This is a genomic window from Devosia sp. A369, from assembly GCF_054489345.1.
The window spans coordinates 639,321-665,393 of sequence record NZ_JBTMWV010000001.1; the positions used below are offsets into that span (position 1 = coordinate 639,321).

The 26,073-nt window shown below is 63.4% G+C and carries 29 protein-coding genes; 21 read left to right on the plus strand and 8 right to left on the minus strand.

Annotated elements, in window-relative coordinates; translation table 11 throughout:
* Positions 1-153: 153 nt before the first annotated feature.
* The 6 genes from ACX3OZ_RS03175 (at position 154) to ACX3OZ_RS03200 (ending at position 7,569) form a co-directional block, all read left to right on the plus strand.
* The gene (locus ACX3OZ_RS03175) at positions 154-1,761 is read left to right on the plus strand and encodes a peptide ABC transporter substrate-binding protein (RefSeq protein WP_459094883.1); all 1,608 of its coding nucleotides are present in this window, start codon (positions 154-156) and stop codon (positions 1,759-1,761) included.
* Positions 1,762-1,829: 68 nt separating this feature from the next.
* Entirely contained in the window at positions 1,830-3,587 is a 1,758-nt protein-coding gene (locus ACX3OZ_RS03180) for an ABC transporter ATP-binding protein (RefSeq protein WP_459094882.1), read from the plus strand.
* Positions 3,588-3,765: 178 nt separating this feature from the next.
* Positions 3,766-4,695 (plus strand): ABC transporter permease, encoded by a 930-nt coding sequence (locus tag ACX3OZ_RS03185; RefSeq protein WP_459094881.1) that lies wholly within the window; start codon positions 3,766-3,768, stop codon positions 4,693-4,695.
* Positions 4,692-5,573, plus strand: a complete 882-nt coding sequence (locus ACX3OZ_RS03190) for an ABC transporter permease (RefSeq protein ID WP_459094880.1) — start codon at positions 4,692-4,694, stop codon at positions 5,571-5,573. Before ACX3OZ_RS03185 ends, ACX3OZ_RS03190 begins: the two co-directional genes overlap by 4 nt.
* Before the next feature lies 1 nt (position 5,574).
* Positions 5,575-6,783: an aminotransferase class V-fold PLP-dependent enzyme gene (locus ACX3OZ_RS03195; RefSeq protein ID WP_459094879.1), complete on the plus strand. Its 1,209-nt coding sequence runs from the start codon at positions 5,575-5,577 to the stop codon at positions 6,781-6,783.
* Positions 6,784-6,840: 57 nt separating this feature from the next.
* Positions 6,841-7,569 carry a FadR/GntR family transcriptional regulator gene (locus ACX3OZ_RS03200; protein WP_459094878.1) on the plus strand — a complete coding sequence of 243 codons (729 nt, stop codon included), beginning with the start codon at positions 6,841-6,843 and terminating at the stop codon, positions 7,567-7,569.
* 8 nt (positions 7,570-7,577) lie between these two features.
* Here ACX3OZ_RS03200 and hemH read toward each other — a convergent pair whose 3' ends face one another.
* From hemH to ACX3OZ_RS03215, 3 genes are all read right to left on the minus strand, one after another.
* Positions 7,578-8,603: a ferrochelatase gene (gene hemH, locus ACX3OZ_RS03205; RefSeq protein ID WP_459094877.1), complete on the minus strand. Its 1,026-nt coding sequence runs from the start codon at positions 8,601-8,603 to the stop codon at positions 7,578-7,580.
* An 81-nt stretch (positions 8,604-8,684) separates the two neighbouring features.
* Positions 8,685-10,307, minus strand: coding sequence for a HoxN/HupN/NixA family nickel/cobalt transporter (locus tag ACX3OZ_RS03210; RefSeq protein WP_459103802.1), 1,623 nt, complete (start codon positions 10,305-10,307; stop codon positions 8,685-8,687).
* 10 nt (positions 10,308-10,317) lie between these two features.
* The gene (locus ACX3OZ_RS03215) at positions 10,318-11,217 is read right to left on the minus strand and encodes a LysR family transcriptional regulator (protein WP_459094875.1); all 900 of its coding nucleotides are present in this window, start codon (positions 11,215-11,217) and stop codon (positions 10,318-10,320) included.
* Positions 11,218-11,360: 143 nt separating this feature from the next.
* Between ACX3OZ_RS03215 and ACX3OZ_RS03220 the strand changes: the two genes are divergently transcribed.
* Together ACX3OZ_RS03220 and ACX3OZ_RS03225 are read left to right on the plus strand one after the other, a co-directional pair.
* Complete coding sequence (locus ACX3OZ_RS03220; protein WP_459094874.1) at positions 11,361-11,783, plus strand: MarR family winged helix-turn-helix transcriptional regulator; 423 nt, start codon at positions 11,361-11,363, stop codon at positions 11,781-11,783.
* A 95-nt stretch (positions 11,784-11,878) separates the two neighbouring features.
* On the plus strand, positions 11,879-12,337 hold the full coding sequence (locus tag ACX3OZ_RS03225; protein ID WP_459103803.1) for an SH3 domain-containing protein: 459 nt from the start codon (positions 11,879-11,881) through the stop codon (positions 12,335-12,337).
* Positions 12,338-12,371: 34 nt separating this feature from the next.
* Here ACX3OZ_RS03225 and ACX3OZ_RS03230 read toward each other — a convergent pair whose 3' ends face one another.
* A complete protein-coding gene (locus tag ACX3OZ_RS03230; protein WP_459094872.1) occupies positions 12,372-13,295 on the minus strand; it encodes a DMT family transporter in 924 nt (307 codons plus the stop codon).
* A 77-nt stretch (positions 13,296-13,372) separates the two neighbouring features.
* Positions 13,373-13,690 carry a hypothetical protein gene (locus ACX3OZ_RS03235; RefSeq protein WP_459103804.1) on the minus strand — a complete coding sequence of 106 codons (318 nt, stop codon included), beginning with the start codon at positions 13,688-13,690 and terminating at the stop codon, positions 13,373-13,375.
* A gap of 210 nt (positions 13,691-13,900) precedes the next feature.
* Between ACX3OZ_RS03235 and ACX3OZ_RS03240 the strand changes: the two genes are divergently transcribed.
* The 6 genes from ACX3OZ_RS03240 to ACX3OZ_RS03265 all read left to right on the plus strand — a co-directional run bounded on the left by ACX3OZ_RS03240 (position 13,901) and on the right by ACX3OZ_RS03265 (position 19,406).
* Positions 13,901-14,683: an SDR family oxidoreductase gene (locus ACX3OZ_RS03240; RefSeq protein WP_459103805.1), complete on the plus strand. Its 783-nt coding sequence runs from the start codon at positions 13,901-13,903 to the stop codon at positions 14,681-14,683.
* Positions 14,680-16,563 (plus strand): excinuclease ABC subunit UvrC, encoded by a 1,884-nt coding sequence (uvrC, locus tag ACX3OZ_RS03245; RefSeq protein ID WP_459094869.1) that lies wholly within the window; start codon positions 14,680-14,682, stop codon positions 16,561-16,563. Before ACX3OZ_RS03240 ends, uvrC begins: the two co-directional genes overlap by 4 nt.
* A 240-nt stretch (positions 16,564-16,803) precedes the next feature.
* Positions 16,804-17,877, plus strand: coding sequence for a 3-deoxy-7-phosphoheptulonate synthase (locus tag ACX3OZ_RS03250; RefSeq protein ID WP_459103806.1), 1,074 nt, complete (start codon positions 16,804-16,806; stop codon positions 17,875-17,877).
* Positions 17,878-18,143: 266 nt separating this feature from the next.
* Positions 18,144-18,710, plus strand: a complete 567-nt coding sequence (gene pgsA / locus ACX3OZ_RS03255; RefSeq protein ID WP_459103807.1) for a CDP-diacylglycerol--glycerol-3-phosphate 3-phosphatidyltransferase — start codon at positions 18,144-18,146, stop codon at positions 18,708-18,710.
* Positions 18,707-18,958 carry a molybdopterin converting factor subunit 1 gene (gene moaD / locus ACX3OZ_RS03260; RefSeq protein WP_459103808.1) on the plus strand — a complete coding sequence of 84 codons (252 nt, stop codon included), beginning with the start codon at positions 18,707-18,709 and terminating at the stop codon, positions 18,956-18,958. The genes pgsA and moaD overlap by 4 nt, the downstream gene beginning before the upstream one ends.
* Position 18,959: 1 nt before the next feature.
* The gene (locus tag ACX3OZ_RS03265; RefSeq protein WP_459103809.1) at positions 18,960-19,406 is read left to right on the plus strand and encodes a molybdenum cofactor biosynthesis protein MoaE; all 447 of its coding nucleotides are present in this window, start codon (positions 18,960-18,962) and stop codon (positions 19,404-19,406) included.
* A gap of 214 nt (positions 19,407-19,620) precedes the next feature.
* Here ACX3OZ_RS03265 and ACX3OZ_RS03270 read toward each other — a convergent pair whose 3' ends face one another.
* The gene (locus ACX3OZ_RS03270) at positions 19,621-20,514 is read right to left on the minus strand and encodes a branched-chain amino acid aminotransferase (RefSeq protein ID WP_459103810.1); all 894 of its coding nucleotides are present in this window, start codon (positions 20,512-20,514) and stop codon (positions 19,621-19,623) included.
* A 138-nt stretch (positions 20,515-20,652) separates the two neighbouring features.
* Here ACX3OZ_RS03270 and ACX3OZ_RS03275 point away from each other — a divergent pair, with 138 nt between their 5' ends.
* Positions 20,653-21,171, plus strand: a complete 519-nt coding sequence (locus ACX3OZ_RS03275) for a MarR family winged helix-turn-helix transcriptional regulator (protein WP_459103811.1) — start codon at positions 20,653-20,655, stop codon at positions 21,169-21,171.
* An 82-nt stretch (positions 21,172-21,253) separates the two neighbouring features.
* Positions 21,254-22,054 carry a class I SAM-dependent methyltransferase gene (locus ACX3OZ_RS03280; protein ID WP_459103812.1) on the plus strand — a complete coding sequence of 267 codons (801 nt, stop codon included), beginning with the start codon at positions 21,254-21,256 and terminating at the stop codon, positions 22,052-22,054.
* A gap of 6 nt (positions 22,055-22,060) precedes the next feature.
* On the opposite strand, the gene ACX3OZ_RS03285 is transcribed toward ACX3OZ_RS03280, so the two are convergent.
* The gene (locus ACX3OZ_RS03285) at positions 22,061-22,525 is read right to left on the minus strand and encodes an Lrp/AsnC family transcriptional regulator (protein WP_459103813.1); all 465 of its coding nucleotides are present in this window, start codon (positions 22,523-22,525) and stop codon (positions 22,061-22,063) included.
* A gap of 388 nt (positions 22,526-22,913) precedes the next feature.
* Here ACX3OZ_RS03285 and ACX3OZ_RS03290 point away from each other — a divergent pair, with 388 nt between their 5' ends.
* From ACX3OZ_RS03290 to ACX3OZ_RS03310, 5 genes are all read left to right on the plus strand, one after another.
* Positions 22,914-23,318, plus strand: coding sequence for an META domain-containing protein (locus ACX3OZ_RS03290; protein WP_459103814.1), 405 nt, complete (start codon positions 22,914-22,916; stop codon positions 23,316-23,318).
* A 137-nt stretch (positions 23,319-23,455) separates the two neighbouring features.
* A complete protein-coding gene (locus tag ACX3OZ_RS03295; RefSeq protein ID WP_459103815.1) occupies positions 23,456-23,857 on the plus strand; it encodes a hypothetical protein in 402 nt (133 codons plus the stop codon).
* Positions 23,858-23,986: 129 nt separating this feature from the next.
* A complete protein-coding gene (locus ACX3OZ_RS03300; protein WP_459094858.1) occupies positions 23,987-24,370 on the plus strand; it encodes an MliC family protein in 384 nt (127 codons plus the stop codon).
* A 57-nt stretch (positions 24,371-24,427) separates the two neighbouring features.
* The gene (locus tag ACX3OZ_RS03305; protein ID WP_459103816.1) at positions 24,428-24,961 is read left to right on the plus strand and encodes a hypothetical protein; all 534 of its coding nucleotides are present in this window, start codon (positions 24,428-24,430) and stop codon (positions 24,959-24,961) included.
* 77 nt (positions 24,962-25,038) lie between these two features.
* The gene (locus tag ACX3OZ_RS03310; RefSeq protein ID WP_459094856.1) at positions 25,039-25,470 is read left to right on the plus strand and encodes a DUF3995 domain-containing protein; all 432 of its coding nucleotides are present in this window, start codon (positions 25,039-25,041) and stop codon (positions 25,468-25,470) included.
* Between the two features lie 74 nt (positions 25,471-25,544).
* Here the strand turns inward: ACX3OZ_RS03310 and ACX3OZ_RS03315 are convergent, their stop codons facing one another.
* Positions 25,545-25,973: a hypothetical protein gene (locus ACX3OZ_RS03315; protein ID WP_459094855.1), complete on the minus strand. Its 429-nt coding sequence runs from the start codon at positions 25,971-25,973 to the stop codon at positions 25,545-25,547.
* Positions 25,974-26,073 lie beyond the last annotated feature (100 nt).

The window sequence follows — 26,073 nt, forward strand, 5'->3', positions numbered from 1 at the left end:
AGCAAAATTGGATTTGTCAGACATATGGCATTGGACTGGTTTCGGGAGGAAACCGGGCCGTCGCGGATAGCGGCGCCAGGCGCAAAATGACCAGCTCCGGCAAGGAGCGGCTTACGGAAACGTCCAGAAGAGCATCTGCAACAAGGAGGGAGCATGATGAATTCAATGCTGAAATTCGCCGGAGTGCTGGCCGTCGCCACGGCTTTGACGGCACCGGTTTTGGCCCAGACCACCGTCGTCGCGCCGGGGCAGTCCACCACCGGCACCTATATGGACTACATGAAGACGGTCTATGACCGCGCCACCTTCGCCGAATTGCTGCAGGTGCCGATTGCCACCTTCGACAAGGAATTCGAGCTGACGCCAATGGCGGCCGAAAGCTGGAGCCAGTCCGAGGATGGCCTCACCTGGACCTTCAAGCTGCGCCCTGGCCTGGTCTGGTCCGATGGCGAACCGCTCACGGCCGATGACTACATCTTCGCCCTGCAGCGCGCCGCCACGACCGGCTACGACTTTGCCTGGTATTGGGATTTTGCCGGCGGCATCAAGGGCTGGAAAGAGGTCACCGAAGGCACTGCCGACGTCTCCACCCTCGGCCTCAAGGCCGTCGATGATCTGACCATCGAAGTCACCACCATCGCGCCAAAACCCTATCTGCCCTCGGTCACCAGCCTCTGGTATCCGGTGCCGAAACACCAGTTCGACAAATTCGGCGACGATTGGGCCGTCAATGTCGACACCATCGTCTCCTCGGGCCCGTTCGAGCTGGAGAGCTGGGAAAAATCCAACAACTCGGTCGTGATGACCAAGTCCGACACCTATACCGGCCCCTGGCAGGCCCAGATCGACCGCCTCGAAATCGACCCCACCCTCGGCGCGCCCGAAGTGGGCCTTCCGGCCTTCCTCGCCGGCGATGCGGATTATTCCTTCCTCAATACCGGCCAGGTGCCGGTGGCGACGCAGCGCTACCCCGATGGCATCCGCAAGAACGCGGTCTTCGCCACCTCCTATATTTCCTACGATCTGGATGCCGCGCCGTTCAACGACGTCAATGTCCGCCGCGCCTTCTATTATGCCGTGGACCGCAACGAGCTGACCTCAACCGTGCTCAAGGACATCGCCATCCCCGCCGGTTCGATCCTGCCGCCGGGCTATCCTGGCTACAATCCCGACATCGCCGCCGAGGCCGTATTTGACCCCGAAAAGGCCAAGCAGTTCATGGCCGATGCCGGCTTCGCCAATGGCGAGGGCTTCCCCGAAATCGAGATCTGGTATCGCGAAGAGGGTGGCTATAACGGCGCCATCATCCCGGCCATGGCGCAGTTCCTGCAGGCCGAGTTCAAGGACGTGCTGGGCATCACCATGAATATCCGCGTCCTGCCCGGCGCCGACTGGATGGATGGGCTGCTCAACAAGAAGAACAACATCTTCATCGCGCCCTATGAGTACGACTATCTCGACCCGTCCAACTTCTACGGCATCTTCTACAATGGCGGCCGGCACGGCTACCACATCCCCGAATATGACGCGATCGTCGCCGAGGCCGACTCCGCCTCGGAGTGGGATACCCGCTATCAGCTCTACGCCCAGGCCGAGCAGATCATGATCGATCAGGGGCTGATCGTGCCGCTGGTCCACCCGATCACCATCGCCGTCATCTCCGATGAACTCGGCGGCGATGCCTCCCAGCCCAATGCCCTGGGCTTCACCCCACTCGACCGCCTGGCCCACTACTTCTTCACGCATTTGACGAAGCAGTAATCCCGGTCTTGCCGCGCCTCCCGGTCCCCGGACTGGGAGGCGCCCTTCTCTCCTGCCAGGGCCAACCCATGCCACTTGTCGAAATCGAAGACCTCCGGGTCAGCTTCAGCCAATATGGCGGCCAGATCGATGCGGTCCGTGGCGTCAGCCTGACTGTCAACGAGGGCGAAAGTCTCGGCATTGTCGGCGAATCCGGCTCCGGCAAATCGGTCAGTTGCGCCGCCCTGCTGCGCCTGCTGCCCGCCACCGCCAATGTCAGCGCCAGCAAGCTCCGCCTCGACGGCATCGACGTCCTCACCGCCAACAAGGAAGACCTCGCCCGCCTGCGCGGCCGCGCCGCCGCGATGATCTTTCAGGACCCGATGACCGCCTTCGACCCGGTCTTCACCATCGGCCACCAGATCGGCGAAACCATCCGCGCCCACCGCCGCGTCTCGCAACGCGAAGCCCTGGCCGAAGCCGAACAATTGCTGCTGCGCGTCGAAATCAAGAACGCCGGCGACGTGCTCAATTACTATCCGCACCAGCTCTCCGGCGGCATGTTGCAGCGCGCCATGATCGCCATGGCGCTCTCCTGCCGCCCCAAAGTGCTGATCGCCGACGAGCCCACCACCGCGCTCGACGTCACCATTCAGGCGCAGATACTCCAGCTCATCAAACAGGTGCAGGCCGAGTTCGGCATGGCCCTGATCATGATCACTCATGACCTCGGCGTCATCGCCGAAACCGTCGACCGCGTGCTGGTGATGTATGACGGCGCGGTGATGGAAGAAGGCTCGGTGCAGCAGATATTCGATGCCCCGCAGCACGCCTATACCAAAACCCTGCTCGCCAGCCTCACCACCAGTTTCGACCCCTCGCGCGGCGACGATGCCACCGCTGCCCCGGCGCTCGAATTGCGCGGTCTCGCCAAAACCTACCGCATCCGCCGCCGCGCGGGCCTGCTCTCGACCTACAGCGATTTCCACGCCGTGCACCCGGTCGATATCGTGCTGCCGCGCAACAAGATCGTCGGCCTGGTCGGCGAATCCGGCTCCGGCAAAACCACCACCGGCATGATGGCCATGCGCCTCACCGAGCCCAGCAGCGGCCAGATCCTGGTCGATGGCACCGATATCTCCGGCCTCGACTCCGACGCGCTCAAAGCCTTTCGCCGCCGCATGCAGATCGTGTTTCAGGACAGCTATTCTGCCCTCGACCCGATGATGACTTTGGCCCAGATCATCGCCGAACCGCTGCATATCCATGGCGTTGGCACCGCCCGCGAACAGACCGAAAAGGCGCTCGACTGGCTCGAACGCGTCGGCCTGCCGCGCAATTTCGGCAATCGCTATTCGCACGAACTCTCTGGCGGCCAGCGCCAGCGCGTCGCCATCGCCCGCGCCCTGATCCTCGGCCCGACTGTGCTGGTGGCCGACGAACCCACCTCGGCGCTCGATGTCACCGTCAAGGCGCAGATCATCGGCCTGCTCAAGGAGTTGCAGGCCGAAATGGGCCTCTCCATGCTGTTCATCAGCCACGATCTATCGACGGTCAAATCGCTCACCGATAGCGTCGTCGTCATGTATCGCGGCCGCGTCGTCGAGGAAGCGCCCACCGACCGCATCTTCAACGAACCGCAGCACCCCTATACCCGCGCTCTGCTCGACGCGATCCCCGCCGCCAATCCCCGCGACCGCCGCACCCGCAGCTTCCTCGCCGCAGAACAGATCGCCGCGCAAACGCCGCGCTACACCGTGATCCAGACCGGCCTCGCCCCCAACGCCACCCCGCAACTGGTGACCATCGCCCCCAACCATCGCGTCGAAGCGATTGTGACCACGTGAGGGAGATCGATATGCAGCAGCTCAGCAAATCACCCCCTCCTAACCTCCCCCTTCAAGGGGGAGGTACTGTCCGATGGGTAAACCCAGATCGCGCCCCAAACTCGATCTTTACCTCCCCCTTGAAGGGGGAGGCTAGGAGGGGGTGGAGTCCCACGCACCCGGCAGCGAGGACGCCATCATGCTAGGCTACATCCTGCGCCGCCTGATCTCGGTCGCCGTCACCTTCATCGTCGTCTCCCTCATCATCTTCTTCATGATGCACGCCATTCCCGGCGGGCCGTTCGACGCCAATGACATGCCGGTCTCCGCCGCCGTGCGGGCCAAGCTGATGGCCCAGCTCGGCCTCGATCAGCCGTTGTATGTTCAGTATCTGCGCTACATGTGGGGCGTGCTGCATTTCGACTTCGGCGTGCCCTATCAAAGCCCCGGCGAAACCGTCACCCAACTGCTGTCCCGCGCCTGGGTCCCCAGCCTCGTCCTCGGCGGCCTCGGCGTCGTCATCGGCACCCCGCTTGGCATTCTGCTCGGCATGGCCGCCGCGCTCAATCGCAACACCTGGATCGACTATCTCGCCTCGACGCTGGCGACATTGGGCCTGACCATTCCAGTCTTCGTCTCGTCCATGCTGCTGATCCTGGTCTTCGCCGTCTGGCTCAACTGGCTCCCCGCCAGCGGCTGGGGCAAGCCCGAGCGCTGGATCCTGCCGATCACCGCCTATGCGCTGATCCCGCTGGCCACCTATGCCCGCTACACCCGCTCGGCCATGCTCGACACGCTCAACCGCCCCTTCGTCACCGTGCTGCGCGCCAAGGGGCTCAGCGAGCGCCGCATCGTCTTCCAGCACGTGCTGCGCAATTCGGCGATCCCGCTGGTCACAGTATTCCTGCCGATGTTCATCGGCACCGCCACCGGCTCGATCTTCGTTGAAGCCATGTTCCGCGTGCCGGGGCTCGGCGCCTATTTCGTCTCCTCCATCGAGGGTCGCGATTATCCCCTCGAAATGGCGCTGATGCTGATGATCACCTTCATGTACTGCATCGCCTATCTGCTCAGCGACATCGTCTATGCCCTGATCAACCCCCGCATCCGCGTCGGAGGCGAGCCATGACTATCGCTGCCCCCGCCCCCGCCTATCGCCAGCGCAATCCGCTCTGGTTCGCCTGGCGGCGCTTCACCGGCAACAAGGCCGCCGTCACCGCCGGGGTGGTGCTGGCCATCCTGATCCTGATGGCCATCTTCGCGCCGCTGATCACCCCCGCCCCACCCGAGGCCCAGCTGTTCCGCAAGGAGGCGCTGGCCTTCCCCTCGGCCCAGCACTGGTTCGGCGTCGATGATCTGGGCCGCGATTTTTACACCCGCATCGTCTACGGGTCCCGCGTCTCGCTCACCATCGGCTTTGCCGCTGCGGTGTTCAGCATCATCATCGGCATTCCCCTCGGGGCGCTGGCCGGCTATTTCGGCGGCCGCACCGACTGGATCGTCATGCGCGTCATCGAGCTGTTCTCGGTGGTGCCGCCACTGCTGGCCGCCATGCTGCTCGGCGCCCTCACCCGCGGCGGCTATTTCACCATCGTACTGATCGCGGCGCTGTTCGGCTGGGTGCAGGTGTGCCTGCTGGTGCGCGCCCAGGTCAAAGCCTTCCGCGAAAAGGAATTCGTCCGGGCCGCGCAGGCGCTGGGGGCTTCCCCCTGGTATATCATCCGCCGCCACCTCATTCCCAATTCGATCTCCCCGATCATTGTCGGCTTCGTGCTCGCCATCCCCATGGCGATGATGCTCGAAGCCAGCCTCAGCTTCCTCGGCATCGGCGTGCCCCCGCCCACCCCGACCTGGGGCCAGATGATCAATGAGGGCATCGATTTCATGTTCTTCTACTGGCACATGGCGGTGTTCCCCACTGCCGCGCTCGCCATCACCGTGCTGGCCACCACGCTGTTTGGCGATGGCCTGCGCGATGCCCTCGATCCGACCCTGAAAGGCCGTTGAAGTGTCCGAAAATCTCGCCCGGCAATTCCTCATTCGCGAGGATGTCGTCTTTCTCAATCACGGCTCGTTCGGCGCCTGCCCGCGCCCGGTCTTCAGCACCTACCAGAACTGGCAGCTCGAGCTGGAAGGCCAGCCGGTGGAGTTCCTCGGCCGCAAGCTGACCGAGAATATGCGCGTCCCCCGCGTCGCGCTCGCCGCCGAACTGGGCTGTAGCCCGGAAGACCTCGTGGGCCTCACCAACGCCACGCTCGGCCTCAACATCGTCGCCCAATCGCTCGACCTCAAACCCGGCGACCAGATTCTCACCACCGACCACGAATATTCGGCGCTGGAAAAGACCTGGGCCTATGTCACCCGCCGCACCGGCGCGGAAGTGGTCGTGGTCAAAGTGCCGATGCCGCTGCTGACCGAGGCGCAGTTCACCGACACCATTCTCGCCGGCATGACCGAGCGCACCAAGGTGCTGTTCCTCAGCCACATCACCTCGCCGACCGCCCTGCTCTTCCCCATCGAACGCGCCATTGCCGAAGCCCGCAAGCGCGGCATCTGGAGCGTCATCGACGGCGCCCACACCCCCGGCCATATCAAGCTCGACCTCGATGCCCTCGGCGCCGATTTCTATGCCGGCAATTGCCACAAATGGATGATGGCCCCCAAGGGCTCGGCGTTCCTCCACGCCCGCCCCGAAATGCAGCCCCTGCTCAACCCGCTGGTCATCAGCCATGGCTGGACCGACAAGTCCAAGGAGCCGGGGACCAAGGGCGCGTTCGGCAATTCGCCCTTCATCGATGAGCTGGAAATGCAGGGCACCCGCGACCCATCTGCCTGGCTCACCGTGCCGGCAGCGCTGGAGTTCCGCCGCGACAATGACTGGGATGCCGTCGCCGCCCATTGCCAGTCCCTGGCGCAGGACACCGCGCGCCGCCTTGGCGAACGCACCGACCTCGCCCCGCTCAGCGCCGCCGAATTCTGTGCCCCGCAAATGGTCGCCATGCCAGTGCCCGACTGCGACGTCGAAGCCATCAAGGACGCGCTGCTCACCCGCTACAATATCGAAATTCCCGTGTTCAAATGGCAGGACATTTGCATCGTGCGCCTCTCGGTGCAGGGCTATAATTCCAAGCCACAGATGGATTTACTGATCGACGCGCTGACCGAATTGCTCGGCCTTTCGGCCTCAGCCGCCCCGCGCGCCGCATCGCAAGGCTGACAAACCCCGCAAACTGTGATGTGTGGAGCCAGCGACACACCAGGAGGATATGGCGCAGTGACACAGGCGGCCCTGAGCTATCTCGAGCCACTCGAAACCCGCACCCGGGGGGTGGCGGTGCTCGACGCGCTGGCCGATATGGTCGAGCGCTCCGGCCTCAAGATCGGTGACCGCCTGCCGCCCGAAGTCTCGCTGGCCGCCACGCTCGGCGTCGGCCGCTCCACCATCCGCGAAGCGCTCAATCGCTGGGAAGGGCTGGGCATCATCCGCCGCCGCCGTGGCGATGGCACCTATCTCTCCGCCCGGGTGCAGACCTCGCGTGGGCTGGTGCCCACCATGGTCCGCCTCGAAGGCGAAGCGCTGCTGCGGCTGATGGAAATCCGCCGCACGCTGGAAAACGACGTCGTGCGCAAGGCAACGCTCAAGGCCACCACCAACCAGCGCCAGCAGATTTCCAGGCTCTGTGATGTGCTGCTGATTGAAGTCGATGCCGGCCGCCCCTGGCGCAAGGCCGACCACGCCTTCCATGGCGCCATTTACGACGCCACCGGCAATCCGATGTATGGCCAGTTGCTGATGAATCTCGATCACGCGCTGGAACGCGGCGGCCACTCGCCCTTCGCCGCCGACAATTTCGGCCTCGACTCGTTCCCCATCCACCGCGAGCTGGCCGACGCCATCCTCGCCAGTGACGTCGACGCCGCCGTCTCGGCCATCAACCGCCTGCTCGACACCGTCGAACGCGAAGTCAAAGCCATCATCGACGGCGGCAAGCTGGCCCAGTAGGCGGTCGCCTAGATCCAGCCGCCCAGTTCGCGGCGTACCATGGCTTCGATCATGTCCATGCCGGCAGCACTGTCATTGAGGCATGGGATATAGGCGAAGTTCTCGCCCCCGGCGTCCTTGAAAATCTGCTGCCCTTCCATGGCGATTTCTTCCAGCGTCTCGATGCAGTCGGCCGAAAACGCCGGCGCCAGAATAGCGATCTTCTTGGTGCCGCGCCCTGGCAACGCCGCCAGCGTCGCGTCGGTATAGGGCTCCAGCCACTTGGTCGGGCCGAAGCGCGACTGGAACGTCACCATGATCTTGGACTCGTCCCAGCCCAGATATTCGCGCACCAGCCGCGTGGTCTTGTGGCACTGGCAATAATACGGGTCGCCCCGCTCCAGATATTCCACCGGCATGCCGTGATAGCTGGTCACCACCAAATCCGGCTCGAAGTCGAGCGCTGCCACGCCATCGCGGATCGAATTGCCGAGCGTCTCGATATATTTTGCATCGGCGAAATAGGCCGGCGCGGTGCGCACGGCGGGCTGCCAGCGCATCGTCCCCAGCGCCTCGAACGCCTTGTCATTGGCCGTTCCCGTCGTGGTCGCCGAGTATTGCGGATAGAGCGGCACCAGCAGGATCTTCTGGCAACCCGCCGCCCGCAGCTTCTCCATCACGCTCTTGGTGGAAGGATTGCCATAGCGCATGGCAAAATCCACCACGATATTGTCGTGCCCGGCCAGCCGCGCCGCCAGCGCCTCGGTCTGGTCGCGCGTGATCACCCGCAACGGGCTCTCATTTTTTTCCTTATCCCAGATCTGGGCATAGGCTTCGCCGCTCTTTTGCGGCCGCACGCTCAGAATCGCCAGATTGAGAATCGGCCACCACAGCCACTTCGGCGTCTCGATGACGCGCGGGTCGCTGAGGAATTCCTTGAGGTAGCGCCGCACGCTCCAGTAATCCGTCGCATCCGGCGTGCCCAGATTGAGCAGCACGACGCCGATCTTGGGCGGTTGAACGAAGGGATGATCGGGCGGAAAATTTTGGGACATGAGCGGCCAGTTTGGAAGGGTTCTAGGCTGGGGCGCACCTTAACCGCTCCACCGTCATCCGCAAGGCGGCGATGGGTCGCGCTAGAGGCTCGCGATCAGCAGCAGCACGCCAAAGGCCAGCACCGCAAACGCCCCCAACAGCTCCACCCACCAGACAATCGCTCCCGTCACCGGGTTGTCGACGCCCCCGATCCGCCGCGCCAGCCCCTTGGCCGTCACCGCCAGTGTCGCCAGCAGGGCCACGGTGATCGCCGTGCCCGCCCCCATCAGGAACATCGCGGCGATTCCCGCCACCAGCAGCCCCTGCGACAACGCGAACACCAGCACCACCAGCGCCCCCGAACACGGCCGCAGCCCCACCGCCAGCACCACGCCCAATTGCTCGCGCCAGCTGCCGCTCGCCGCCTGCGGCGTCACCACATGCGCATGGCCGTCATGGTGATCATGGTCGCGGTGATGTTCATGAACATGATCATGCAGATGCCCACGCGCCTTCTGCGTCATATCCTCATGGTGGTGGTGATGATGGCCCCAGCCAAAAATCTTGCGCGCCACCAGCCACAGCCCCAGCAGCGCCACGAGGCCGTAGGAGGCAATACCGATCCAGTTGGCGGCGTCACCCAGGGCGACACTGCCCAGGCCCATCAGCCCCGCCGCGATCAGTACGAACACCACCGCCACCAGCGATTGCAGCATCGCCGACAGCACGCTCAGGCTCACCCCGCGCCGCAGCTGCGTCTCGTTGGCCAGCACATAGGACGAGATCACCACCTTGCCATGCCCCGGCCCGGCGGCATGAAACACGCCATAGAGAAAGCTCAGCCCGCCCAGCACCCAGAACGCGGTCCAGTCGGTGCGCAATGCGTCGAGCGAATTGGTCATGGCGCCATAAAAATTGCGCTGCTGGTCCTGCAGCCAGCCGAAAAAGCCGCTGCGTGGCAGGTTCAGTCCCGGCTCCGGCGGCGGGCCGCCAAACGGCGTGGCCGGGCGCGCTTCGGCAACCTGGTTGGCTGCCTCCAGCGCCGTCGCCGCCACCGGCGCAGCGCCGCAATTGACCGCGATCATGCCCTGCGTGCCGCGCATCGCCGCCGCAAGATCGGGCGGCAGTTCCAGCACCTCCGGCCCCAGCGCATAGAGCCGTTCCTCGACCGCCCGGTCCATCGGCGTCGGCGGCACCAGCACCGCTGCGCAACTGTCCGGCGCATTCTCCAGCGTGACATCCGTCGCCTCGGCAAAGCTGATGGCGACGTAATATTCCGGGTCATACACCGCCAGCTCGAACCGCCCGCCTGCCGGCAACGGCGTGGTGGCATTCACCGAAAAGCTCAGCGTCACCCGGCCATCGTCATAGACCATGCGCTGGTCGCCCACTGCCGTGAAGGCCATCGGCGCATCGCGCGCGCCGGCATAGGTGTAAAAACCAAAATCGGCGAGGTCGGCCATATTCTCGTCGGCCAGCGGCTGCAATTCCTCGGGGCTGGTGACGCGGTCACCATTGGTGTCGAGCCCCTGTACCATCCAGGCCGAAAAGGCCGCGTCGAAAGTCCAGGCATGGCGCAGCCCGGCCACCGCGCCAGTGCTGTCAAACACCACCACGGCCTTGGCATCGATCAGAATATGCGGATGCGCCATGGCGGGCACGACCAACCCCAGCATCACAGCGACAACGCCGATCACCCGGCGCGAAACAGCCCAAAAATTCAAAGACCTGCCCTTAACCGATAGGATGGTTCTGGAACCACTCGACCAGATGGTCGATCAGCGCCCGCACCTTGCCCGCCAGATGCCGCCGATGCGGATAGACCGCCTGTAGCGTCTGTCCGGTCGGCAAATATTCACCCAGCACCGGCACCAGCTCGCCGCTGTTCACTGCCGGATCGGCCAGATAGGATGGCAATACGACAAATCCGAGACCCATCACCGCCGCCTGCCGCGCCGCCAGCGGGGAATTGACCCGCAGCGGCCCATTGACCGGCACCGAAATGGTCTTGCCATCCTCGACAAAGCGCCAGTTCGACTGCCCCTGCAGATTGACGTCGACAATGCAGGGCAGATGCCGCAAATCCTCGGGATGCTTGGGCGTGCCATGCAGCTTGAGCAGCTCTGGCGCCGCTCCCACCACCACCTGCATATCGGCAATCTTGCGCGCGATCAGCGAGGAATCGCCGAGCGTCGAAATGCGCAGCGCCACGTCTATCCCCTCGTCGATCAGGTCGACATAGCGATCCTCTAGCCGCAGATCGAGCGTCACCTTGGGATATTTCTTGAGATAATCGTAAATCGCCGGCGCCAATGTCGACTCGCCGAAATTGCGCGGCGCCGACACCCGCAGCAGCCCGCGCGGTGCCGCGGTCTGATCGGTAATGGTGGCGTCGAGATCGTCCAGCTGCTGCAACAGCGCGCTGGCTTCGCGGTAATAGGCTTCCCCCGCCTCGGTCAGGCTGAGCTTGCGCGTGGTGCGGTTCATCAGCCGAACCCCGAGATAATCCTCGAGATCGGTGACATATTTGCTGAGCAGTGCTTTGGAGCGCCCATGCTGGCGCGCGGCCGCCGAAAACCCGGCGGCGTCGAAGACCTGAACGAAAGCACGGATGCGGGCGAGGTCCTGCGTCATGGCACTCCGTTCACGTCAGCGAGGTAATCTACGCATAACTCACCTGCGCTGGGTGAACAATAACTGGCCTTGGTCCGTCCACGATTAACGATAGGATAGGACGCCAATCGACGTGACCGAGGAGCCGGACTATTTTCCTGCCTATGTCCAGACCTTCATCCCGATCCACTCTCTACCGGCTCATCGAAGCCGGCCAGCTCGCGCATAAGGCGCTGCTGCTGCCTTTGCTCGAGAAGGGACTGGAACCGGGCGACGACGCCGTGCTGTTTGAGCTGGGCCGCTCCGGCACCACCGAAGCCGAGCTGGCCGCCGAGCTAGGCCTGCCCGAGGCCGCTCTGGTGGCCCGCCTCACCCGCCTGATCGAGCGGGGCCTGGTCATTCGCCAGGCCGTTGGCCCCGAACTGGCGCCGGGCATTGCCCTCACCGAACGGGGTGTACGCATCCGCAACAGTCTGGCCGATCACTGGAGCCAGCTGGAAGAAGCGCTGATGGGCGAACTCAAGCCCAAACAGCGCAAGCAGCTGGGCGAGCGCCTCAAGCGTTTCGTGGCGCTGCTGCGCCTTTGAAGTAAATCTGAGCGGACCATTCAGGTCTGGTTCATCCGTAAAAGTGTTTTCTAGGGTCACAGGCAGGCAATGCCTAACAGACAAGGAGAACCAATATGGTTTTGAGCAAGAAACTCATGGCTGGCGGCCTCGCCGCCCTGGCGCTTCTGGCGACGTCTGCCGCGGCCTTTGCAGCCCCGGCAGTCGCCACCGGCAATGTGAATGTGCGCTCGGGTCCGGGCACGCATTACAGCGCCATCGATACGCTGCGCCGCGGCGAACGGGTCGACGTGCAGCAGTGCCGCGGCAGCTGGTGCTATGTGGTCAAGAGCGGCCCGGATGGCTGGGTTTCCGCCAATTATCTCGATCGCGGCCGCCCCGGTCGTCCCGGTGGCGGTTGGGATAATGATAGTGGCTGGGACAATGGGTGGGATCGCCCGCCGCAGTGGAACCCACGCCCGCCGCGTCCGCCCCACTGGAACCCGCGCCCGCCGCGCCCGCAGCCCTGGCCGGGCAACAATGGCGGCAGCGTCTGCTTTAATGGTCCCAACGGCTATTTCTGCATGGGCAACTAATGTTTTGAACGCCGCCCTTCGGGGCGGCGTTTTGCTATTCCTGCCCCGGCAGACGCGGATCGGCCACCACCGGCACCCGCTTGATGCGCTCACGCGCCATCACCACCAGCCCCGCTCCGACAATGATGGCCGTGCCGATCAGCGAGATCGGGTCGATCCAGTGGTTGAACACCACCACGCTGAGCACAATGGCGCAGGGAAGCGAGAAATAATTGAACGGCTGCACCACGCTGGCCGGCGCCATCGAGAGCGCCAGCATCATCAGCCCGTGCCCGATGCTGGTGGTCACCATGATGGTCATCACCATCAGCACATCGTTCCAGCCCATCGGCTGCCAGAAAAATACGCCCACCGCCCCCGACATCACCAGCCCGATGGTCGCGGTATAGATCATGCTGGTCGCCGCGCTATCGTGCCGGCCGACCTTGCGGGTCACCACGATATAAATCGCATAAAGCGTTGCCGAAGCCAGCGCGAACAGCACGCCCCAATCCAGCGGCAGGCCGCCCGGCCGCACGATCACCAAGGCGCCAAGGAACCCGATGCCCACCGCGGCAAAACGGAAAATGCCCACCTTTTCGCCGAGAATGGGAATGGCGAACAGCGTCACCAGCAGCGGATAAACCAGGGTGATGGCCTGCAATTCGCCCAGCGGCACGGTCTGCAGCGCCAGCGCGAACAACCAGATATCGGCCATCAGCAGCACGCCGCGCAGCACCTGCCACAGCGGTTTTTTCGAAGCAAAGGCCTGGCGCAGCGGCGCCTGCCGCATCACCAGAAGCAGCGAAAAAGCGGCAAAGCCCCAATAGCGCATCATGGTGATCTGGAACGGCGAGTAGGTCTGCACCAGAATTTTGGCCAGGGCATCCTGCACGCCGAAGACCACAATGGTGATGAGCGTCAGGAAGATGGCGCGGCCGATATTGTCGGCACGAGCATCGGCAACGGGAATGGACATGGCGATGGGCAATCAATGGACGTGAAAACGCCCCGGCACAGCGAGGTGTCGGGGCGTTCAAAGCGCTATCGCAAAGCTCAGGCCTTGGCCATAGCCGACTTGATCAGCCCCGCAATGGCCGTGAGCACGCCGCCGCTGACCAGCCCGGTGGCGCCCTGCCCGGCCAGTGCAGCAAAGTCGAGGCCACCGGCCGCGCCTGCCGTTCCCGCAGCGCTCGCAGCCGCACCAACCAGGCCATCGAGGCCCGGAATCATGCTGGCCAGCCAGGTTCCGGCGATGCCCCCGACCGCGCCCACGATCGAGTTGCCGGCCGTGCCGAGATTGAGCGATTTGGCCAGTTGGCCGATAATGTTACCACCGGCGCCGCCGGCGATGAGCTGGACGAGGATAGGCACGATGACTTCCATTTACTTCCCCCCTCATGGAGTGCCCGCAAGCTAATGGCTTGCCGTAACAACAAGAGCCTACGCCCGATTCTGGTGCAACAAAAGGACAACGCTCCTGTCTGAAACTGTCAGCAGCCCCCGGTAAACCGGCCCTCTCCGGCATTGAAGAAAGCCGCCAAAGCGGCCTATGGTCCGGCCACAAGGTCCCACACAGCCATCATGTCGAATCGCACCAACTCACCACCCGCTCATTCCGCCGCGCTCGTCACCGGGGCCAGCGACCGCATTGGCGCCGCCATTGCCCAGGCGCTAGCCCGTGCCGGTCACCAGGTCATCATCCATTATCGCAGCAACGCCGAGGGTGCCGCTGCGGTGCGCGACGGCATCCGCCAGCAGGGTGGATGCGCCGAAATCATCCAGGCCGACCTCGCCGACCGCTCGCAGCGCGCCACGCTGATCGCGCAGGCCGCCAGCCATTTCGGCCCGCTCACCGTGCTGGTCAACAACGCCTCCACCTTCGAACCCGACAGTGCCCGCGATGTCGATGAGGCGCTGTGGGACCAGCATTTCGCCATCCATGCCGAGGCGCCGATTTTCCTCGCCCGCGACTTCGCCGCGCAACTGCCGGCAGGCGTCGACGGCAATATCGTCAATCTGGTCGATGAGCGCGTGCTGCATCCGACGCCGGCCTATTTCAGCTACAGCCTCTCCAAGGCAGTGCTGTGGTCGGCCACCCGCACCCTGGCGCAATCGCTGGCCCCATCCATTCGCGTCAATGCCATCGGCCCCGGCCCGGTGCTGCCGCATACCCGCCAGAGCCAGGCCGAATTCGAACGCTCCGTCGCCGCCTTGCCGTTGCAGCGTCATGCCGGCCCCGAGGCCATCGCCGATGGCGTCATAATGTTGCTCAACACTCCGTCCATGACCGGCCAGATGCTGGCGCTCGACGGCGGCGAGCATCTCGAATATCTGCCCAAGAGCAAACCGACGCCCCGGCTATGACCGACGACACCACGCCCCCGCCCAGCGGCCACGAAGTCATCCGCGCCTTCGTCCGTACCCTGCCCGCCGCCCCCGGCGTTTACCGTATGCTCAATGCGGATGGCGAAGTCATGTATGTGGGCAAGGCACGGAGCCTCAAGGCCCGCGTCACCAATTACACCCGCCCCGACGGCCTCGAAGTCCGCCTGCAGCGCATGATCGCCGCGACCACCAGCATGGAATTCGTGGTCACCGAGACCGAGTCCGAAGCGCTGCTGCTCGAAGCCAACATGATCAAGCGGCTGAAACCCCGCTTCAACGTGTTGCTGCGCGACGACAAGAGCTTTCCCTATATCCTCATCGCCACCGATCACGAGGCGCCCGAACTGACCAAGCATCGCGGCACGCGTCGCCGGCAGGGTCATTATTTCGGCCCCTTCGCCTCGGCCACCGCCGTTGGCCGCACCATTGCCAGCCTGCAAAAGGCGTTTCTGCTGCGCAATTGCTCGGACAGTTTCTACGCCGCCCGCACCCGTCCCTGCCTCCAATTCCAGATCAAGCGCTGCGCCGCTCCCTGCACCCGCGAGATTTCGCTGGAAGGCTATGCCGAGCTGGTCGAGGACGCGCGTCTGTTCCTCTCGGGCAAATCCAAGGGCGTGCGCGATCATTTGCAGCACGACATGAACCAGGCCGCCGAACAGCTTGATTTCGAACGCGCTGCCCTGCTGCGCGACCGCCTCTCGGCGCTGGCGCTGGTCCAGTCGCAGGGCGACGCCACCGCCAAGACGGTGGAAGAGGCCGACGTCTTCGCCATCCATCACGAAGGCGGCCAGTTCTGCGTGCAGGTGTTCTTCTTCCGCGCCTTCCAGAACTGGGGCAATTACCCCTATCGCCCCCGCGCCGACGCCAGTCTCTCCGACGCCGAGGTGCTGGAAGCCTTTATCGGCCAGTTCTACGAAAACCGCACCCCGGCCAGGCTGGTGCTGATCAGCCACGAGCTGTCCGAACCCGAGGTGATGACCGAGGCGCTCTCCACCCGCGCCGGCCGCCGCGTCTATATCGAGCAGCCCAAGCGCGGCGAAAAGCGCGACCTGGTCAATCACGCCCTCAACAATGCCCGCGAGGCGCTGGGCCGCCAGCTCGCCGAAGGCGCTACCAACCGCGTGCTGCTCGAAGGCGTGGCCGAAACCTTCGGCCTCGAAGACGTGCCGCGCCGCATCGAAACCTACGACAACTCGCATATCTCGGGCACCAACATGGTCGGCGCCATGGTGGTGGCGGGCGAGGAAGGCTTTTCCAAAAAGCACTACCGCACCTTCAACATCAAATCCGACATCACCGCCGGCGACGATTTCGGCATGATGCGCGAAGTGCTGACGCGCCGCTTCACCCGCCTTGCCAATGAGAGCGACAACGAGGCCGAGGACGACACCACCGGCATGCCCGACTGGCCCGACGTGGTATTCATCGACGGCGGCGCCGGCCAGCTCAACGCCGTGCGCGAAGTCATCGCCGAACTCAACCTGCCCAAGGAGGTGATCTTTATCGGCATCGCCAAGGGCGAGGAACGCGACGCCGGCCGCGAAAAATTCTTCATGGAAGGCCGCGAAGCCTTCATGCTGCCGCATCGCGATCCGGTGCTGTATTACGTCCAGCGCCTGCGCGACGAAGCCCACCGCTTCGCCATCGGCACCCACCGCGCCAAGCGCAAAAAGGAGGCGGTGAAAAACCCGCTCGATGAAATCGAGGGCATCGGCCCCACCCGCAAGCGCGCTTTGCTCAACCATTTCGGCTCCGCCAAAGCCACCGGCCGCGCCTCCCTCGCCGACCTCGCCGCCGTCCCCGGCATCTCCAACGCCATGGCCCAGCTGATCTACGATCATTTCAATCGGGTGGAATAGGCCCCCAAGCGCCCCTACCAAAGTCAGACTCGACAGTCCCAACTTCCGGCGCTACAACCACCGCCATGATCCGCTCCGTCGCCACCGTTTCGTTTTGGTTTAGCTATCCGCTCCCGGCGGAGGCTATTGCGCGCTTGATCTGATCTCACAAGATACGACCAAACACCGAGCCAGCCGCCCCCACCCGAGGCGGCTTTTTTATTGGCCGCCTCCCCGAAAATTCCTCGAGGAGACCACCAAATGCTCAAATCTACCGACGACCTTCGCATTACCGCCATCAAGCCGCTGACCACCCCGATCGAGGTGATGCGCCAGCATCCGCGCACCGACGCCGCCACCCGCACCGTCATCAGCGCCCGTCACGCCTTCCACAATATCCTTGCCGGCTCGGATGACCGCCTCGCCGTCGTCGTCGGCCCCTGCTCCATTCACGATCCCGCTGCGGCGCTGGATTACGCCAAGCGCCTCGTCGCGCTGCGCGAATCCCTGGGCGACCGGCTGGAGATCATCATGCGCGTCTACTTCGAAAAGCCGCGCACCACGGTCGGCTGGAAGGGCCTGATCAACGACCCCAATCTCGATGGCAGCTTCCAGATCGATGTCGGCCTGCACACCGCCCGCGCCCTGCTGCTCGACATCAACAATCTCGGCCTGCCCGCCGCTTGCGAATTCCTCGACATGACCACGCCGCAATACATTGCCGATCTGGTCAGCTGGGCCGCCATCGGCGCCCGCACCACCGAAAGCCAGATTCACCGTGAGCTGGCCTCGGGCCTGTCCTGTCCGGTCGGCTTCAAGAACGGCACCGACGGCAATGTGCGGATCGCTCTCGATGCCGTCGCCTCGGCCAGCCAGTCGCACCATTTCCTCGCCGTCACCAAGGACGGCCAGTTCGCCATTGCCGCCACCACCGGCAATGAGGATTGCCACATCATCCTGCGCGGCGGCAAAGCCCCCAATTACGACGCCGCCAGTGTCGACGCCGCCGCCGCTCTAGCCGAAAAATCTGGCCTCGCCCCGACCATCATGATCGATGCCAGCCACGCCAATTCGTCCAAGAAGCCGGAAAATCAGCCCGACGTGCTCGCCGATATCGGCGCCCAGATGGCCGCCGGCGACCGCCGCATCATCGGCGTCATGGTCGAATCCAACCTCATCGCCGGCCGCCAGGACCTCATCCCCGGCCGCGAACTGGTCTATGGCCAGTCCATCACCGACGGCTGCATCGATTGGGACACCACCGTAACCGCCCTCGAAGCCCTCGCCGACTCCGTCACCCAGCGCCGCGCCGTGACCAATCAGGCTGTGGCGTAACGCCATTGTCGCAGTCGACACCCTCCCCCTTGCGGGGCTTCGAGCCGGCCGCAGGCAAAATCGCTCCGACGGAGCGATTTTAGGTGAGAAGGCCATGAGAGCTACGCTCGAATGGCGATCAAGGGTGGGGGTTGGATTGGCCCCAATTCATCGGGGCTCTCGCACCCCCTCCTAGCCTCCCCCGTCAAGGGGGAGGTGCCGTCCGGTGGTTGATGAGAGCGCGCCACACCCTTGACCCCCTCCCCCCATTCCTGTTCTGTCGCCCCATGGCCAGAAACCCGCTCCTCCTCGTTCCAAATCTGATCACCGTCGCCCGTATCCTGGCGATCATTCCCATTGTCTGGCTGGTGATGCAGGGCGATGTGGTGCTGCGACTGATCGCGCTGATCATCTATGTGATCGCCGCCGCCAGCGATTGGCTCGACGGTTATCTGGCCCGCGCCTGGAACCAGTATTCACCCCTCGGTCGCATGCTTGACCCGATTGCCGACAAGCTGCTGGTCGGCATTCTCATCGCCGCACTCGCCTGGGATGGCAGCTTCTCCGGCCTCGACATGATCCCGGTCTGCATTATTCTGTTCCGCGAGTTCTTCGTCTCCGGCCTGCGCGAATTCCTCGGCAATACCAAAATCGTGCTGCCGGTCAGCTGGCTGGCCAAGTGGAAGACCACGCTACAATTGGTGGCGCTCGCCATCGTGCTGCTCGAGCGTATCATCCCCGGCCTGCGCCTCACCAGCGATGTGGTGCTGTGGGTTGCCGGCGCGCTGACCTTGTGGACCGGCTTTCAATATCTGCGCGCCAGCTGGCCGCATCTGGTCGAAGAGCCGAAATGAAGATCCTCTATTTCGCCTGGCTGCGCGAACGCCTCAATCGCGGCGAAGAAGAGGTGTCGCCGCCCGCTGAAGTCGCCACCGTCGCTGACCTCATCGACTGGCTGGCCTCCCGCGACGAAGCCTTTGCCCTGGCGGTGGAAAAGCGCAGCCTGATCAAGGCCGCCGTCGGTGCCAAGCTGGTCAGCCACGACGCATCAATCGTTGGTGCCAGCGTCGTCGCCCTGTTTCCGCCGATGACCGGGGGCTGAAATGAGTGTCCGCGTCTCCCCTGACTCCTTCGATCCCGGTGCCGAAACCAACGCCTTCCTCGCCGCTGGTAATGGCGCCGGCGCCGCCGTCACCTTCACCGGCGTCGTCCGCTCCAATCCCGCCGATCCGATCACCGCCTTGACGCTGGAATGCTATCCCGAGCTGGCCATCAACCAGCTCACCGCCATCATCGACCAGGCCACGGCCCGCTTCGGCCTGCTGGCCGCCACGGTGATCCACCGCTATGGCACCCTCGGCCCCGGCGAGCCCATCGTCCAGGTGATGACCCTCTCGCCCCACCGCGACGCCGCCTTCAAGGGCGCCGAATTCCTAATGGACTACCTCAAGACCGACGCCCCGTTCTGGAAACAGGAAAGCGGACCGCAGGGTAGCCACTGGATCGAAGCCAAGGCCGCCGATGACGCGGCAAAGGCGCGTTGGGAATAAGCAGGAAGCCCTGCCGGAACTATCTTGCACCAAACCAGCACCACCCACGATGTCATCCCGGACTTGATCCGGGACCCATCCTGAGATGTGGGTTGCCGCGCATCTCAGGATGGGCCCCGGCTTTCGCCGGGGTGACACCGTGGTTGGGGTATGTCTCCACAAAAACAAAAAAAAGCCGGGCACTTGGCCCGGCTTTTTCACAAATTGAATCCGCTTACTCAGCAGCGGCAGCGCGCTTGGGCTGAACTTCGGCGGTGTAGGCGTCGATCAGCGTGCGGCAGCCATCGCCCGGGGTAAACTTGTAATCCCCGATCACGCTGACTGGCGTAACCTCGGCGGCGGTCCCCGTCAGGAAGCACTCGTCGAACTGGCTCAGTTCCTCAGGCATGATATGGCGCTCGGTGACCGTGAAGCCATTGCGCTTGGCCAGCGCGATCAGCGTCTGGCGGGTAATGCCGTTGAGGAAGCAATCCGGGGTCGGCGTGGTGATGTCCTTGCCCTTGATGAAGAACACGTTGGCGCCAGTGGCTTCCGCGACATAGCCGCGATAGTCCAGCATCAGCGCGTCGGCATAGCCATTGGCCATCGCCGCGTCCTTGGACAGGGTGCAGATCATGTAGAGGCCGGCCGCCTTGGCCGAAGACGGAATGGTCTCCGGCGACGGGCGCTTCCACTTGCTCCATTCGAGGCGAATGCCCTTGAGCTTCTCCTCGACCGAAAAATAGCTCGGCCACACCCAGGCAGCGATCGCCAGATGCACCGTGTTGTTGCGGGCGGGAACGCTCAGCTCTTCCGAGCCGCGCCAGGCCACGGGACGCACATAGGCGTCAACCAGGCCATTCTTGTCCAGCACCAGCCGCTTGGCATCCTCGATCTGATCGACCGTCCAGGGCATTGTCATGTCGAGCGTCGCCGCCGAGCGGATCAACCGCTCGGTATGTTCGCGCGACTTGAAGATTTCCCCGCCATAGGCGCGCTCACCTTCAAACACCGAGCTGGCATAGTGCAGCCCGTGCGTTAATACGTGAACCTTCGCGTCTTTCCAGGGTTTGAGTTCGCCGTCAAACCAGATCCAGCCATCACGCTGGTCCATAGGCACGCCTGCCATAATCCACTCCCGATAAATTTCGAACAGGCGCCATTCTTCACGGCCGCCCTATTGACGCCGATCATGCCCGAGGCCCAGGGCCTTGGCAAACCGCAAAGGCTGGTGGATAAGACGAAATGGCGTCCTGATGGGAAGAGAATGGCAGCGAACCTAAAACATGTCAACATAGCTGACATAAATTCCGTGCCGCCCGGCGGTCAGGATCTGCCGCTCGACATTATGGGGCTGTTCTTTTTCGCCTATCGCGATTTTACCGGCGATGCCGATGCCCTGCTCGGGCGCCAGGATTTTGGCCGGGCCCACCACCGTGTGCTGTATTTCGTCAATTTGCGCCCCGGCATGCCGGTCGCCGATCTGCTCGATATCCTCAAGATCACCAAGCAGAGCCTGGCCCGCGTGCTGCGGCAACTGATCGACAATGGCTATATCGAGCAAAAGACCGGCCATTCCGACCGTCGCCAGCGCCTGCTCCACGCCACCGACAAGGGCCGGCAGTTCTTTGGTACGCTCTCGGCTACGCAGGCCAGCCGCATCACCGCCGCCATCGCCGCCCTGCCTCCCGATTCCCGGCGCATCGTGACACGCTTTCTGGTCGGCATGGTCGATCCGGCCGATCGGGCAGTGCTCGACCGGCTGAACCTGACGTCAGGACTATAGCGAACAGTCGCGCAAACTATTCGCAGCCATTAACCAGCAGGTCATGCCTTCTATTGCCTAGTCGTCGTCATCTGACGATATAATGTTGGCAGCACCGGGGGGACTGCTGGATATGCTGGCGCGGCAGAAAAAATACGAAGATTTATTGTTCACCCATCTCGCGGGGCGCGATGCCGGCGAGATCCGCTTCTTCGTCAATGCGCGCCGCTTCGACATCATGCGACGCACGCTCGAGCCGCATCTGGCGGGCAAGACTGTCCTCAATATTGCCAGCGGCCCCTTCGCCATGGAATTTTACCTGTCGCCGGCCTGCAAGCGCATCGACAGCATCGATATTGATGGTTTGCTGGCGCCCTTGCACACCAGCCTGGTCGACGCCGGCCTGATCGCCCCCTCCAGCTTCGAGGTCTGCGATGTCATGGCCTTCGAGCCCAGCCAGCAATATGACGTGATCGTCGTCAACGACATGTTCTACACCAAATATGTCGATTTTTACGCAGTGTTGGAGCGTTACGCCCCCTTCCTCAAGCCGGGCGGGCAGTTCTATTTCGACATTCTCGACCGCCGCGCCGGAATCTTGTGGTCGCTGTTCAACAAGGATGGGCGCTACCGGCGCTATGACATGGCCGATGTTCGCGCCACGCTGGCGCAGCATGATCTGGCCGTTGAAACTAGCCTGCCTTCGCTCGGCATTAAGGGCGGGTTGGATGGCATGGTCCGGCGCTTGCTCTGGCGCACCGCCGGCGTCGCCAACAACATCATCTTTCTCTGCCGCAAGGGCGGTGCCGCACTGATTTTGGCCGGCACGCTGCTCATTGGCGAACCGGTCATTAAAATCTATAGCGTCGATCGGCCGATCGCGGCCCAGACCGCCATTGCCTGACCGCTGCTAAATCGGCAGCCCGGTACGCGCCTTGACGGTGCGGATGCTCATATTGGAGTGAATCCGCGCCACGCCCGGCAAACGCGCACTGAGCCGGCGATGCAGCCGCTCGAAATCATCGTGATCCTGACAGACCACGCGCAAAATATAGTCGGACTGCCCCGCCATCAGGTGGCATTCGAGCACTTCTGGAATGTCCTGCACGGCGGCCTCGAAGGCCTCCAGCGCCGCCTCGCTCTGGCTGATCAGCCCCACCTCGATGAAGAACTGCATCGAATAGCCGAGCCGCCCGGCATTGAGCACCGCCCGATACGCCTCGATTAGCCCCTGATCCTCCAGCGCCTTGAGCCGCCGGTGACAGGCCGAAGCCGACAACCCCACGGCCTCGCCGAGCATCTGCACGCTCTTGCGGCTATCCACCTGCAGCAGCCGCAGCAGCTTTCGGTCCACCGCGTCGATCGGCAATACCATTGCGCGCTTTCCCTGAAGTCTCGAATGATATTCGACCATGAGCGGCGTTGGCTCAAAAATGCAAGCGCCACGGCAAAAAAGAAGGGCGCGAAACCGAAGTTTCGCGCCCCCACCGGAGACACCACAAAGGAGCGTCAGCCTCTGCAGCAGTCCACCGATCGCTTGGTGTCGGGGAGGACCGACACCAAAACAGCGTCCGGATGATGACGTTGACTGCCGTCCGGGTTCGTTCGGATAACGGGACCGGACGACAAGGGTTCCCCCGCCGCGCATCTGTGATCGGCGAATGAAGAGACCAGACCCTGCCCGGCCGATAGGTTTTGCCCTCCAGGGTCGAAATCCGCCACAATCACCGGCCAAGCCTGCCACCGGAACAAGGAGAATATCTATGCTGCGCCCGACCCTGCTGAGTCTCGCCACCCTCGCTTTGCTGTCCCTCCCGGCGGCGGCCGATGGCGACCCGCTGGCCGATCTGATCGGCACCAGCTGGCAGTTGACTGAACTCGGCGGCGCGGCCTCCGCCGCAGACGTCACCTCGACCCTGATGTTTTCTGCCGACAGCGTGAACGGCAATGGCGGCTGCAATTCCTATGGCGGCAAGCTCGAACCGACCCCGAACGGCATCGCCATCAGCCAAACCTTCTCGACCATGATGGCGTGCCCCGGGCTGGATCAGGAGCAGGCCTTCTTCGCCGCGCTCGAAGCCACCAAAAATTTCGCCATCACCGGCGGCAAGCTGCAATTGCTGGATGACGGCGCTACCGTTCTGGCCGAGTTCACGCCCGCCAGCTAAGCCCCGCTTTGCCAGCGCCAGTTCAAGCATCAGGCTCCACGCGCGAACATCGCGCGTGGATTTATCGCCCGCGCCATGGCGTCCCGCCCGCACAAATGCTTTAAGGGCAGCCAATCATCTTGACCCGGACCTGCCCCATGACCATCACCAAGGAACAAGAATTCAAGATCCGCTTCGTCGAAGTGCTCAAGGATTTGCAGCAGAACGGCTCGAAGGACAAGGAAGCCATGTGGCTGCTCGGCAGCCTGGCGGCGGATCTGGCGGACGACCTCAAAACCGCCGATTGGTCGAGCGCCAAGCGCACCATGGCCCCCGCCACCTATGACACATTGCTGCGCACCTTCGAGGCCCAGGGCAATGAGCATCATCGCGAGGGCCGGTCGGCGCATGCTTATGTCATCCAGGTTCTCGCCATCTCCCTGATTGCCCGCACCCAGGGCGGCGACCCGCAGATCGCCGCGGGCGAAGCCCTGCTCGACCAGATCATCGACTACACCGCCGCCATCTATCGCCGGGAAAAAACCGCCCAGGCCAACTAGCGTAGCAATTTGCGTTGCGCCCTCATGGCCGGACCTGCTCCGGCCATCCGGCACCCAGGTCGATCGTCTCTGACCCAATTCCGCCTTGTGCCGAAAGCACCATGGCGCAACCCAACGGAGGCCCCACCCATGACGCATCCCCTGCTCGCCGCAGCCATCATCGCCACCTTGCTCGCGCCTGGCGCCGCCCAGGCCGTCGAAACCTCGGTCACCATCAATCTGGCGACTCAATCCGACTTCGAGCGCCGCGTCATGCATTATGACTGTGCGGCAGCCGAGCCGCTCACCGTGACCTATATCAACGCGGCGCCGAATTTCCTGGCACTGGTGCCGATTGTCGAGGAACCCGAAGAACTGGTGTTTACCGCCGTCATCGCCGCTTCCGGCGTGCGTTACGCCGCCGGGCAATGGGTTTGGTGGACCAAGGGCGCCGATGCCAGCCTCTACGACATGACGCTTGGCGAAGATGCCCAAGCTGTGCTTACTTGCTCGGAGTTGATCAACACCCCGTGAGCCATGGACCCGCACGCTGCGCCGGAGCTTTTTCCCCACATCCGCATCGTTTTGGGCATGGTCGTCGGTCTAGGCATCTCCCGCCTATTGCTGGGCGTGTCCAGTCTGGTTCAACATCCGAAGCGGAAAACCTTCTCGACGCTGCAATTGCTATGGGTCGGCGCGATCCTGCTCGAACTCATTCACTTCTGGTGGTGGGAATTTGCGCTGTTCCAGCTCGACGACTGGACCTTCGGCGTCTTCTTCTTCATTTTTCTCTACACCATCGTGCTGTTCCTGCAGGCGGCGCTGCTGTTTCCTGATTCGCTGGCTGAATATGACGGCTATGAGGATTTCTTCCTTAATCGTCGCCCCTGGTTCTTCGGACTATTCATCACCAATATTCTTTGCGACCTGGTCGACACCTATATCAAGGGCGAAGCCCATTGGAGCAAATTCGCCTTCGAATTCGCCCTGCAGGCGCCCATCGGCATCGCCCTTTGCGCTATCGCCATCTGGACGCCAAACCGGAATTTTCACCTGACGCTGGTGTCGGTCTATCTCATCTACAAGCTGTCGTGGATCTTCCGCCTGTTCAACACCGTCACCTGAGCCCTGTTGCTCGCGCGTGAGGCGGCGGCTATCACCCCGATCACGCGTTCCTTCCGCACCAGGAGATTCTTCCGCTTATGAGCATGCTGATCGCCGCTTTCATGTTCATCGCCCTGCTGGCCGTATCGACGGCGCATTTGCTGTGGTCACTCGGCTTCACCTGGCCGATCCGCGGCGAGAAGCTGCTGGCCCAGACCGTGGTCGGCTTCCGCGATATCGAGCGCATGCCGCCCAGGCTGGCTTCCTTCGCCGTGGCGGTGGTCACCCTGGCTGCCGGCATCCTCGCCCTGGCACTGGCCGACCACACCAGCGGCGGCCTGCCCCTGACGCTGCTGGGCCTGCCCCTCGCCATCATGTTCCTGGCACGCGGCATCATTGGCTACACCGCCTGGTGGGCCGAAAAGACTCCCGAAGCCAATTTCCGCCTCAATGACGCCCGCGTCTATTCCCCGCTTTGCCTGTTCCTGGGCGCCGGCTTCGTCGCATTGGTGATCCTGCGACTGCTCTGAACGCCTACCGCAAACGACCAGCGCCGAACCCTTGCGGATTCGGCACTGGTCCAGTTCGAGGCGACGGGCTGCGCCTAATAGAGGAAAATCTCCGGGTTGCCCTTCGGGTCGGCCACCGCCACCACGCGGTTGACGTCGATATGGTTGGCAGTGAACCAGCCATTGAGCGCCCCGTCGGCGCGAATGGCATCACGGAACTTACCGAGCTGAACCGACTTGGCGGCCTCGGCACTGGCAATCTGGGCCTGTTCAGTTGCCGGATAGAGCGTCTTGGTGTCGAAGGTCTTGATGCTGGTCGCCTTGTCGAGGAAGGCCAGATCGCCGGCCGTCCAGCTACCGATCATGTCGACCAGATTGCCTACCGGCACCAGCTCAGTCTTGACCCCCATGGTCACCTTGGCCGCGGCGGGCGCCGGCGTGGTCGCGGCGAAGGCCGCAGTGCCGGGAATAGCGAGAATGGCAGCGAGCAGCACTGCCGCCGATACTGAGCGCATCGGTTTCATTTTGAACTCCATGGATTGCGAGATCAGGCCGCAGGATTCTGCGAGCGGTCATCGGCGTGACATCGCGTCGACGCTAGCATCAGGCGCTCCACCCAAGGCA

Coding starts and splice junctions, on each gene's coding strand:
- ACX3OZ_RS03175 (WP_459094883.1), top strand. CDS start 154: ATGATGAATTCAATGCTGAAATTCGCCGGAGTGCTGGCCGTCGCCACG.
- ACX3OZ_RS03180 (WP_459094882.1), top strand. CDS start 1,830: ATGCCACTTGTCGAAATCGAAGACCTCCGGGTCAGCTTCAGCCAATAT.
- ACX3OZ_RS03185 (WP_459094881.1), top strand. CDS start 3,766: ATGCTAGGCTACATCCTGCGCCGCCTGATCTCGGTCGCCGTCACCTTC.
- ACX3OZ_RS03190 (WP_459094880.1), top strand. CDS start 4,692: ATGACTATCGCTGCCCCCGCCCCCGCCTATCGCCAGCGCAATCCGCTC.
- hemH (WP_459094877.1), bottom strand. CDS start 8,603: ATGTCCCAAAATTTTCCGCCCGATCATCCCTTCGTTCAACCGCCCAAG.
- ACX3OZ_RS03215 (WP_459094875.1), bottom strand. CDS start 11,217: ATGACGCAGGACCTCGCCCGCATCCGTGCTTTCGTTCAGGTCTTCGAC.
- ACX3OZ_RS03220 (WP_459094874.1), top strand. CDS start 11,361: ATGTCCAGACCTTCATCCCGATCCACTCTCTACCGGCTCATCGAAGCC.
- ACX3OZ_RS03225 (WP_459103803.1), top strand. CDS start 11,879: ATGGTTTTGAGCAAGAAACTCATGGCTGGCGGCCTCGCCGCCCTGGCG.
- ACX3OZ_RS03230 (WP_459094872.1), bottom strand. CDS start 13,295: ATGTCCATTCCCGTTGCCGATGCTCGTGCCGACAATATCGGCCGCGCC.
- ACX3OZ_RS03240 (WP_459103805.1), top strand. CDS start 13,901: ATGTCGAATCGCACCAACTCACCACCCGCTCATTCCGCCGCGCTCGTC.
- uvrC (WP_459094869.1), top strand. CDS start 14,680: ATGACCGACGACACCACGCCCCCGCCCAGCGGCCACGAAGTCATCCGC.
- ACX3OZ_RS03250 (WP_459103806.1), top strand. CDS start 16,804: ATGCTCAAATCTACCGACGACCTTCGCATTACCGCCATCAAGCCGCTG.
- pgsA (WP_459103807.1), top strand. CDS start 18,144: ATGGCCAGAAACCCGCTCCTCCTCGTTCCAAATCTGATCACCGTCGCC.
- moaD (WP_459103808.1), top strand. CDS start 18,707: ATGAAGATCCTCTATTTCGCCTGGCTGCGCGAACGCCTCAATCGCGGC.
- ACX3OZ_RS03265 (WP_459103809.1), top strand. CDS start 18,960: ATGAGTGTCCGCGTCTCCCCTGACTCCTTCGATCCCGGTGCCGAAACC.
- ACX3OZ_RS03270 (WP_459103810.1), bottom strand. CDS start 20,514: ATGGCAGGCGTGCCTATGGACCAGCGTGATGGCTGGATCTGGTTTGAC.
- ACX3OZ_RS03275 (WP_459103811.1), top strand. CDS start 20,653: ATGGCAGCGAACCTAAAACATGTCAACATAGCTGACATAAATTCCGTG.
- ACX3OZ_RS03280 (WP_459103812.1), top strand. CDS start 21,254: ATGTTGGCAGCACCGGGGGGACTGCTGGATATGCTGGCGCGGCAGAAA.
- ACX3OZ_RS03285 (WP_459103813.1), bottom strand. CDS start 22,525: ATGGTATTGCCGATCGACGCGGTGGACCGAAAGCTGCTGCGGCTGCTG.
- ACX3OZ_RS03290 (WP_459103814.1), top strand. CDS start 22,914: ATGCTGCGCCCGACCCTGCTGAGTCTCGCCACCCTCGCTTTGCTGTCC.
- ACX3OZ_RS03295 (WP_459103815.1), top strand. CDS start 23,456: ATGACCATCACCAAGGAACAAGAATTCAAGATCCGCTTCGTCGAAGTG.
- ACX3OZ_RS03300 (WP_459094858.1), top strand. CDS start 23,987: ATGACGCATCCCCTGCTCGCCGCAGCCATCATCGCCACCTTGCTCGCG.
- ACX3OZ_RS03305 (WP_459103816.1), top strand. CDS start 24,428: ATGGTCGTCGGTCTAGGCATCTCCCGCCTATTGCTGGGCGTGTCCAGT.
- ACX3OZ_RS03310 (WP_459094856.1), top strand. CDS start 25,039: ATGAGCATGCTGATCGCCGCTTTCATGTTCATCGCCCTGCTGGCCGTA.
- ACX3OZ_RS03315 (WP_459094855.1), bottom strand. CDS start 25,973: ATGAAACCGATGCGCTCAGTATCGGCGGCAGTGCTGCTCGCTGCCATT.